This is a genomic window from Streptomyces sp. NPDC054863, from assembly GCF_053610825.1.
Genome location: NZ_JBSGZD010000335.1, coordinates 1 through 8,248, shown reverse-complemented (window position 1 = coordinate 8,248; position 8,248 = coordinate 1). Strand labels below are relative to the sequence as shown.

The window sequence follows — 8,248 nt, the reverse complement described above, 5'->3', positions numbered from 1 at the left end:
GCGCTGATCACCTCGGAGCTCCGGACGACGGCGTCGGTGCCGCTGCCCGCCGCGGCGAACATCGTGTCGAAACCGGCCCGCAGGGTGTCGCCCATGACGAGCGTTCCCGCCAGGAAGGCGACTCCGAGGACGACGGCGGTGAACATGCCGGCGAAGCGCCGCTTGTGGCCGCGCAGCGAGGCGAGGCTGATCCTCAAAGAGGCGTTCATGTCGTGCGCCCTCCCCCGGCGTCGGAAGCCTGGAGCCGTTCGCCGTCGAAGGCCTTCAGGCGTTCCAGGACCCGTTCGGCGGTCGGGTCCTTCATGTGGTCGACGAGCCGGCCGTCCGCGAGGAAGATCACCTCGTCGGCGTGTGCGGCGGCCACCGGGTCGTGGGTGACCATCACGACCGTACGGTCCGTGCGGTGGACGGCGTCGGCCAGCAGCTGCAGGACCTCCGCGCCGGAGCGGGAGTCGAGGTTGCCGGTGGGTTCGTCGGCGAACACGATGTCGGGCCGGCCCGCGAACGCCCTTGCCACGGCGACGCGTTGCTGCTGCCCGCCGGAGAGCTCGCCGGGCCGGTGGTGCAGCCGGTCGTACAGACCGACGGTGTCGACGAGGGCGGAGATCCAGTCGCGGTCGCCGGGGACGCCCGCGAGGTCGAGGGGCAGGGTGATGTTCTCGGCGACGGTGAGGGTCGGCAGCAGGTTGAACGCCTGGAAGACGAAGCCGACCCGCTCGCGGCGGAGCAGGGTCAGCCTGCGGTCGTCCAGGGCGCTCAGGTCCGTGCCGCCGATGGAGGCCGAGCCGGAGGTGAGGGTGTCGAGTCCTGCCGCGCAGTGCATCAGCGTCGACTTGCCGGACCCCGAGGGGCCCATCACGGCGGTGAACCGCCCTGCCGGAAAGTCGACGCTGATGCCGTCCAGGGCCCGGACCTCGGTGTCGCCCGCGCCGTACACCTTGACGGCGTCGACGACGCGGGCGGCGCAGGACCTGCGGACTGCGGGCGTGGTGGTGGACATCAGGCCATGCCGCCCTTGCCCTTGAGCGGGCCCTCGGTGCGGCCGAACTGCTCGTCCAGGACGGACAGCCTGCGCCAGTACTCGTCCTCGTCGATCTCACCGGTCGCGAAGCGCCGGCCGAGGACGGTGATCGGCGACTGCTCGCCGTGGCCGCGCGGGTGACCGCCGCTCCACGGTCCGCGGCCCCGGCCCCTGTGGCGCCACACGGTGCGCCGGAGCACGGTGACGACGCCGATGACGACGGCCGCCCAGACGAGCGGGAAGAGCAGCATCCAGGGGTGGGGGCCGTCTGCAAACGCAAGGGTGTTCATGGGGTTCAGCTCCTCGGTGGCGGTGCAGCGTCTTTCCTGTCGCTACCGAGAGTGGCCCCGGGAGGGGGTGCGGGTCGTCGTACGTCCAGCGGCCGTGCGCGTACCTCCTGGGGAGTACGGGGAGGGCGCACGGCTGCTTCCTCCATGAGGCGCTCGCCGCTATGAGGCCTCGGTGCTCAGCGGGGTTCTCCGTACCAGCGCCACTTGTCGGGGCGGGGGCGGCCCGGGAGTTCGCCACGGCCGGTGGCCCACAGGAGGGTGGGCCAGGGCGGGGTGTCGGCGGGGGCGTCGGGGAACAGCCGGTGCAGGGTGCGGGCGCAGAGGCCGGCGGGCGGCTCCCAGCCGTCGATGCCGAGCCCGGTCGCCAGGTCGTGGGTGTGGACGAGGGTCTCCACGACGCCCATCGCGGCGAAGCCCTCGGGATCGGAGACGCCGAAGACGTGGTGGGCCCTGGCCTCGGGGGGCTTGGTGGCGGTGACGGCGTGGAGCAGTCCGGCCGCGGAGTCGAGCGCGACGAGCAGCCCGTCCACGCCGGCCTCCGGGTCGGCGCGGACGGCGTTGTAGGGGGAGCCCTGGGCCTCCTGCGTGTAGAAGAACGGCACGTCGATGTCGGTGCGTTCGGAGGCGAGCTGGACGGCGTACGAGAAGAGGTCGTCGATCAGGTGCTCGGCGGTCTCCCAGCAGTTCCACTCCAGCGCACCGGCTCGGACGCTCCAGTCGGCGTCGCGGGCGCGGCGCAGGGTGTCGGCGGAGAGTCCGGCGGCCAGCCGTACGTCGGCGGGGGTGACAGTCATGGGCGGACCCTAGCAAGATCGGCAGGAGCGTCCGCCACGTCGGGCGGGAACCCCTGCCCCGGTCAGACGGCCGCCCCGGCGCCCAGTGCCGCCGGCGGGTCGTCCAGTACCGGCTGCCAGGCCAACTCCGCCGCGCCGACGAGGGAGTTGTGGTCGAGCGTGCACGGCAGGATCGGTACGCCGCCGCTGCGGCCCCACAGACTGCGGTCGGCCACGACGGCGCGCAGCCGGTCGGGTTCGGCAGCGAGGAGGGCCTGGTGCAGGCCGCCCAGGATGATCCGGTCCGGGTTGAGGATGTTGACAAGACCGGCGAGGCCGAGGCCGAGCCGGTCGACGAGGGCCCGGGCCGCGCCGCGTACCGCCACGTCCGCGTACTCCTCGCGGAGCAGGTCGCGCGACTGCTGGAGCAGGGAGACCTCGGGTCCCGGCGTGCGCCCCGCCTCCGCGAGGAAGGCGAGGGGGTCCGTCTCGACGTCGAGGCAGCCGCGGCTGCCGCAGTGGCAGGGGCGGCCGGCCGGGTTCACCGTGAGGTGGCCGACCTCCAGCGCGAGGCCCGAACTCCCGCTGTGCAGGCGGCCGTCGAGGACGAGTGCGCCGCCGACGCCGCGGTGTCCGGTGGCGACGCACAGGAGGTGCTGGGCGCCCCGTCCGGCGCCGTGCCGGTGCTCGGCCAGGGCGGCGAGGTTGACGTCGTTGCCGGTGAAGGCGGGGCCTTCGATGCCTGCCGCGGCGACGCGCTCGGCGAAGATCTGGCGGACGGGCGAGCCCGCGGGCCAGGCCAGGTGCAGCGGGTTGAGGGCGGTGCCCTCGGGTTCGGCGACCGCCGAGGGGACGGCGAGGCCCGCTCCGGCGCACCTGCGTCCGCTGTCCCGCAGCAGTTGGGCGCCCGCGGCCACGACCGAGCCGATGACCTGTGCCGGGTCGGCGTCGATCACCTCGCAGCCGGGCGCCGTCGCGACGATCCGGCCGCCGAGGCCGACCAGCGCCGCACGGTAGCCGTCGGCGTGCACCTGCGCGGCGAGCACGACGGGGCCCGTGTCGTCGACGGTCAGCCGGTGCGAGGGGCGGCCCTGCGATCCGGCTGCGGCGCCGGGCCTGGAGTCGACGCGGATCAGTCCGAGCGCTTCGAGTTCGGCGGCGACCGCTCCGGCGGTGGCCCGGGTGACACCGAGCTCCGCGGTGAGCACGGCGCGGGTGGGCGCGCGTCCGGTGTGCACGAGTTCCAGCGCGGGGCCGAGCGCTCCGCGGCCCCTCTCCAACTTCGTTCTGGTGCTGGTCACCCTGGTCCCGTTGCCGTTCATGAAGTGGAGTCTGCCACGACCCCGGAGCGTTTTGCCCCGTGCGGGGGCTCCCCCTATGCTGACTTTGTGCCGAACCTAAACAAAGTCCGGACGGCCGCATCGGGGGGACCGGGCGGAACCACCGCCGCACCTTCCTTGTCCCGTCTCCGCACCGCGCTGACCCTGTTCTTCGCCCTCGACGGCTTCATCTTCGCCGGGTGGGTGGTCAGGATCCCGGCCATCAAGGAGCAGACCTCCGCCTCGGCCAGCGCACTCGGGCTCGCACTGCTCGGGGTTTCGGCGGGGGCCGTGATCACGATGACCCTGACGGGGCGGCTGTGCAGCCGCTTCGGGAGCGCACGGGTCACGGTCTTCTGCGGGGCGCTGCTCTCGCTGAGCATCGCGCTGCCTCCGCTGACGCATTCGCCGCTCGCACTCGGCCTCGTACTGCTGGTGTTCGGTGCGCTGTACGGCGGCATCAGCGTCGCCATGAACAGCGCGGCCGTCGACCTGGTGACGGCGCTGCGCCGCCCGGTGATGCCGAGCTTCCACGCGGCGTTCAGCCTGGGCGGCATGGTCGGTGCCGGGCTCGGCGGACTGGTCGCGGGCGGTCTCTCGCCGACCGCGCACCTGACGGCGCTGACCGCGCTGGGACTGCTGGTCACGGCGGCGGCCGGCCCCACCCTGCTGCGGGAGTCCCGGCCACCGACGGGCACCGCACCCGCGCCGGAACGGCCGACGGACTCTGCGCCTCTTTCCGCACCGGACCAGCAGGCAGGCCCTGCGCCTCTTTCCGCACCGGATCAGCCGGCAGGCCCTGCGCCTCTTTCTGGACCGGAACAGCCGGCGGGCACCGCACCCGCCCCTGTGCCGGGACATTCGGACAACCTGCCCCGCCGCACGTCCGGGCGGCGCGAGCGCCGCACCGTCGTCCTGTTCGGGGTCATCGCCCTGTGCACCGCGTACGGCGAGGGCGCCATCGCCGACTGGGGCCCGCTGCATCTGCAGGAGGACCTGGGCGCCCACCCCGGCACGGCCGCCGCCGGGTACGCGCTCTTCGCGCTGGCCATGACCGTCGGGCGGCTGACCGGCACGACCCTCCTGGAGCGCCTCGGACAGACCACGACCCTGGTGGCGGGCGGCGCGACCGCCGCCGCCGGGATGCTCCTGGGCTCCCTCGCGCCCACGCTGTGGCTCGCCCTGCTCGGCTTCGCCGTGACCGGGCTCGGGCTGGCGAACATCTTCCCCGTCGCCGTGTCCCGGGCGGGCGAGCTGTCCGGTCCGAGCGGCGTCGCCACGGCCTCGACGCTCGGCTACAGCGGGATGCTCCTCGGCCCGCCCGCCATCGGATTCCTGGCCGACTGGTTCACGCTGCCGGTCGCGCTGACCACGGTGGCGGTGCTGGCCGCAGCCGCCTCGTGCCTCGGCATGGCCGCCCGCGACGCCACGTCGCGGGTGGCCGAATAGGTAGCCATTAGGTAGCGGTACTCAGGCGGAACCGCCGGCTCGGGGGCACGATGAAGGCCGACCATCCACTTGGGGGGACGGGATGAAAGCACCTCGCATGCACGGTCTCGCACAACTCACCTTCCGCAACCCGGTGTCCCTGGCCTATCTGGCCCTGGTCACCGTGGCCGCGCTGTTCGTCACCGTCGACATGCTCTTCGTCACGCACGACGACGCCTCGCTGGCCGGGGTCTGGCTGTTCCTGCTCGCCGCGCCGACCGTCTTCGTGTTCCTGATCGGCGGCGATCTGCTGGCGAGCAGCGTGGCCGACTCCGCCGCCTTCCTCTATCCGGCCCTCGTCCTGTCCGTCCTGTTCCAGGCGTACGCGCTGGGGCTCCTCGTGCGGCTGCTGCGCGGGGGACACCGTGCGGCGGCGCGGGGCGTGACAGGACCGGCCGTATGAGAATCGATGCGTTCATCAACTCCCTTGTCGAGGAAGGGGCGTTGCTGGCATCGGCCGCCGAGGCTGCCGGTACCGCCGCCGACGTCCCCACCTGCCCCGGCATGCAGGTGCGCGGCCTGCTGCGGCACACCGGGACGGTGCACCGCTGGGCCACGGTGCACGTGGCCCACGGCCACCGGGACATGCAGGGCGACGGCGGCGAACCGGACCTCGACGGGGCGGAGTTGCTGGCCTGGTTCCGGGAGGGGCACGCGGCGCTGGTGGCGGCACTTCGCGGGGCTCCGGCGAACCTGGAGTGCTGGACGTTCCTGCCCGCACCGTCCCCGCTCGCCTTCTGGGCGCGGCGCCAGGCGCACGAGACAGCGGTGCACCGGATGGACGCGGAGGCCGCCACGGGTGCCCAACTCACGGGAGTGAGCCCGGAGTTCGCACTGGACGGGATCGACGAGCTAGTGACCGCGTTCCACGGGCGCGGGCGCAGCCGGGTCAGGACCGACCGCCCGCGCATCCTGCGGATCCGGGCGACGGACAGCGCCCCGGCACGCGCCGCCACCACCGGGTCCGCCTCGCTCGCCCCGGCCGCCGTCTGGACCCTGCACCTGTCGAAGGACGCCCCGCCCCGGACCGTACGCACCGACGAAGGACCGGCCGACACCGAGCTGAGCGGGCCACCCGAACTGCTCTACGCGACCCTGTGGAACAGGCTGCCGACGGAAGCCGTCACGCTCACCGGAGATCCCGAACCGGCCACCGTCTGGCGGGAGTTGTCCGGAATCACCTGGTAGTACCCGGCCGCACCGTCACGGACCCTCTCTTCGGCGCTCCGCCCACCGTCCGCTCTTCCCACCGCCCGCACGGTTTGACACACTTCGGCACATGGGGAGCAGAACGCAGGCTCAGCGCGACGCCATCACCACCGAGACCGGGTACGCCCTGCTCAGCGCCCTCGCCCTGGCCCTCGTCGCCTTCTTCGCGCTGACCGTCCCTCCCGCCGCCCTCTTCGACCTCTCGGCGCCCCTCACGAAGAACCTGGACATCGCGGGCGCCGCACTCGGCGGCGTGGTCTTCGTCGTACGCGTCGTGTACGTGCTGTGGCGCTACAAGGGCGCGCCCGGGACTCAGCCCAGCCAGCCGGGCCGTACCAGCCCCGACTCGTAGGCCAGGACGACCAGTTGGGCCCGGTCGCGGGCGCCGAGCTTGACCATGGTGCGGCTGACGTGGGTCTTGGCGGTGAGCGGGCTGACGACGAGGCGGCGGGCGATCTCCTCGTTGGAGAGGCCGATGCCGACCAGTGCCATCACCTCCCGCTCCCGGTCGGTGAGTTCGCGCAGTGCACCCGCTTCTGCGGGTTCCTTCGAACGGGCGGCGAACTCGGCGATCAGCCGGCGGGTCACTCCGGGCGAGAGCAGTGCGTCGCCGCCCACCACCGCCCTTACCGCGCGCAGGAGTTCCTCGGGTTCGGTGTCCTTGACGAGGAAGCCCGAGGCTCCGGAGCGGATCGCCTCGAAGACGTACTCGTCGAGCTCGAAGGTGGTGAGCATCACGACCTTGGTGCCGTCGAGGGAGGTGTCCTCGGTGAGGAGCCGGGTGGCGGCCAGCCCGTCGAGCCGCGGCATCCGGATGTCCATCAGGACGACGTCCGGGCGCAGTTCGCGTACGAGCCGCAGGGCTTCCTCCCCGTCGGCGGCCTCGCCCACCACCTCGATGTCGGGCTGGGCACCCAGCAGAGCCCGGAATCCGGCCCTCACCAGCGCCTGGTCGTCGGCGAGCAGCACCCTGATCACAGCGTTCCCTCTTTCCCCGTGGCCTGCCCGGCGGCTTCCCCGGCGGCTTTCGCCGTGGCTTCCCCGGCGGTGTTCCCGGTGACTTCCCCGGCGGCGCTCCCCGTGGCTTCCCCGGCGGCGTTCCCCGTGGCTTCGCCCGCAGCGGCCAGCGGAATGTCGGCCTCGACCCGGAAGCCGCCGTCGGGGCGCGGGCCCGCCTCGATCGTGCCACCCAGGGCCGCCGCCCGCTCCCGCATTCCGGCGAGTCCGTTGCCGCTGCCGCCCGCGTCGCCGCCGGTGGCCGGTCCCGCGTCGTCGATACGCAGCCGGAGTCCGTCCGGAGTGTGGCTGACGAGGACCTCGGCGGTACGCGAACCGGAATGCCGGACGATGTTGGTCAGCGCCTCCTGGACGATGCGGAAGGCCGCGAGGTCGGCGCCCGGCGGGATGCGCCGCCGCGCTTCTCCGGCCGATTGCGTACGGACCGTGAGGCCTGCCGCGGCGGCCTGTTCGACCAGCTCGGGGAGCCGGTCGAGGCCGGGGGCCGGGGCCCGGGGCGCGTCGCCGGGGGTGCGCAGGGTGTCGAGGACCTGACGGACCTCGCCGAGCGCCTCCTTGCTGGCGGCCTTGATGGTGGTGAGTGCCGTACGGGCCTGCTCGGGGTCGGTGTCGAGGAGGGCGAGGCCCATGCTCGCCTGGACGTTGATGACGGAAATGCTGTGCGCGAGGACGTCGTGCAGTTCGCGGGCCATCCGCAGGCGTTCCTCGTCGGCGCGACGCCTCTCGGCGGCGGCCCGTTCGGCTCGGGCGTGCGCCCGCTGCTGACGCTTGACCCTGAGCAGTTCGGAGGCGGCGAGGATCGCGGCCATCCAGGCGGCCATGGCCGCTTCCGAGCCCCATGAGGTGGACCCGTCACCGGCCGGCGGCAGCCACCGGTACAGCCAGTGCCCGATGAGCAGATGCCCGCCCCACAGCACACCGAGCGCGCTCCAGGCGGCGACGCGGTGGCCCTGCACCACGGCGGTGAAGGACGCGACGGCGACGGTGACGAAGACCGGACCGTACGCGTATCCGGCACCCAGGTAGGCCAGCACGGTCGCCGCGGTCACGAACACCACCGGAACCGGAATGCGGTGCCGCCACAGCAGGACGGCAGGACCGAGGAGGAGCAGCAGACGCCCCAGCCCGTCG

At 73.2% G+C, this 8,248-nt stretch carries 11 protein-coding genes; 4 read left to right on the top strand and 7 right to left on the bottom strand.

Features of this window, described 5'->3' with window-relative positions:
- From ACWGIG_RS34195 to ACWGIG_RS34175, 5 genes are all read right to left on the bottom strand, one after another.
- On the bottom strand, nucleotides 1-209 hold a 209-nt coding region (locus ACWGIG_RS34195), incomplete at its 3' end, for a hypothetical protein (RefSeq protein WP_453325587.1).
- Nucleotides 206-1,000 (bottom strand): ABC transporter ATP-binding protein, encoded by a 795-nt coding sequence (locus tag ACWGIG_RS34190; protein ID WP_453325586.1) that lies wholly within the window; start codon nucleotides 998-1,000, stop codon nucleotides 206-208. The genes ACWGIG_RS34190 and ACWGIG_RS34195, both read right to left, overlap by 4 nt.
- A complete protein-coding gene (locus ACWGIG_RS34185; RefSeq protein ID WP_453325585.1) occupies nucleotides 1,000-1,311 on the bottom strand; it encodes an SHOCT domain-containing protein in 312 nt (103 codons plus the stop codon). Before ACWGIG_RS34185 ends, ACWGIG_RS34190 begins: the two co-directional genes overlap by 1 nt.
- 176 nt (nucleotides 1,312-1,487) lie before the next feature.
- Complete coding sequence (locus ACWGIG_RS34180) at nucleotides 1,488-2,105, bottom strand: maleylpyruvate isomerase N-terminal domain-containing protein (RefSeq protein ID WP_453325584.1); 618 nt, start codon at nucleotides 2,103-2,105, stop codon at nucleotides 1,488-1,490.
- 62 nt (nucleotides 2,106-2,167) lie between these two features.
- Nucleotides 2,168-3,406, bottom strand: coding sequence for an ROK family protein (locus tag ACWGIG_RS34175; protein ID WP_453325583.1), 1,239 nt, complete (start codon nucleotides 3,404-3,406; stop codon nucleotides 2,168-2,170).
- Nucleotides 3,407-3,472: 66 nt separating this feature from the next.
- On the opposite strand from ACWGIG_RS34175, the gene ACWGIG_RS34170 reads away from it, so the two are divergent.
- The 4 genes from ACWGIG_RS34170 to ACWGIG_RS34155 all read left to right on the top strand — a co-directional run bounded on the left by ACWGIG_RS34170 (nucleotide 3,473) and on the right by ACWGIG_RS34155 (nucleotide 6,452).
- Complete coding sequence (locus tag ACWGIG_RS34170; RefSeq protein ID WP_453325582.1) at nucleotides 3,473-4,852, top strand: MFS transporter; 1,380 nt, start codon at nucleotides 3,473-3,475, stop codon at nucleotides 4,850-4,852.
- Nucleotides 4,853-4,949: 97 nt separating this feature from the next.
- Nucleotides 4,950-5,294 carry an SCO4225 family membrane protein gene (locus ACWGIG_RS34165; RefSeq protein ID WP_453325581.1) on the top strand — a complete coding sequence of 115 codons (345 nt, stop codon included), beginning with the start codon at nucleotides 4,950-4,952 and terminating at the stop codon, nucleotides 5,292-5,294.
- Entirely contained in the window at nucleotides 5,291-6,079 is a 789-nt protein-coding gene (locus ACWGIG_RS34160) for a maleylpyruvate isomerase family mycothiol-dependent enzyme (RefSeq protein WP_453325580.1), read from the top strand. The genes ACWGIG_RS34165 and ACWGIG_RS34160 overlap by 4 nt, the downstream gene beginning before the upstream one ends.
- A gap of 91 nt (nucleotides 6,080-6,170) precedes the next feature.
- The gene (locus ACWGIG_RS34155; RefSeq protein WP_453325579.1) at nucleotides 6,171-6,452 is read left to right on the top strand and encodes a DUF6332 family protein; all 282 of its coding nucleotides are present in this window, start codon (nucleotides 6,171-6,173) and stop codon (nucleotides 6,450-6,452) included.
- Here ACWGIG_RS34155 and ACWGIG_RS34150 read toward each other — a convergent pair.
- Together ACWGIG_RS34150 and ACWGIG_RS34145 are read right to left on the bottom strand one after the other, a co-directional pair.
- Entirely contained in the window at nucleotides 6,413-7,078 is a 666-nt protein-coding gene (locus tag ACWGIG_RS34150; RefSeq protein WP_453325578.1) for a response regulator, read from the bottom strand. The two genes, ACWGIG_RS34155 and ACWGIG_RS34150, sit on opposite strands and share 40 nt — an antisense overlap.
- On the bottom strand, nucleotides 7,075-8,248 hold a 1,174-nt coding region (locus tag ACWGIG_RS34145; RefSeq protein ID WP_453325577.1), incomplete at its 5' end, for a sensor histidine kinase. The genes ACWGIG_RS34150 and ACWGIG_RS34145, both read right to left, overlap by 4 nt.

Bases quoted from the DNA above. Each gene is read 5' to 3' on its own strand.
- ACWGIG_RS34190 (WP_453325586.1), bottom strand. From the start codon at position 1,000: ATGTCCACCACCACGCCCGCAGTCCGCAGGTCCTGCGCCGCCCGCGTC.
- ACWGIG_RS34185 (WP_453325585.1), bottom strand. From the start codon at position 1,311: ATGAACACCCTTGCGTTTGCAGACGGCCCCCACCCCTGGATGCTGCTC.
- ACWGIG_RS34180 (WP_453325584.1), bottom strand. From the start codon at position 2,105: ATGACTGTCACCCCCGCCGACGTACGGCTGGCCGCCGGACTCTCCGCC.
- ACWGIG_RS34175 (WP_453325583.1), bottom strand. From the start codon at position 3,406: ATGAACGGCAACGGGACCAGGGTGACCAGCACCAGAACGAAGTTGGAG.
- ACWGIG_RS34165 (WP_453325581.1), top strand. From the start codon at position 4,950: ATGCACGGTCTCGCACAACTCACCTTCCGCAACCCGGTGTCCCTGGCC.
- ACWGIG_RS34160 (WP_453325580.1), top strand. From the start codon at position 5,291: ATGAGAATCGATGCGTTCATCAACTCCCTTGTCGAGGAAGGGGCGTTG.
- ACWGIG_RS34155 (WP_453325579.1), top strand. From the start codon at position 6,171: ATGGGGAGCAGAACGCAGGCTCAGCGCGACGCCATCACCACCGAGACC.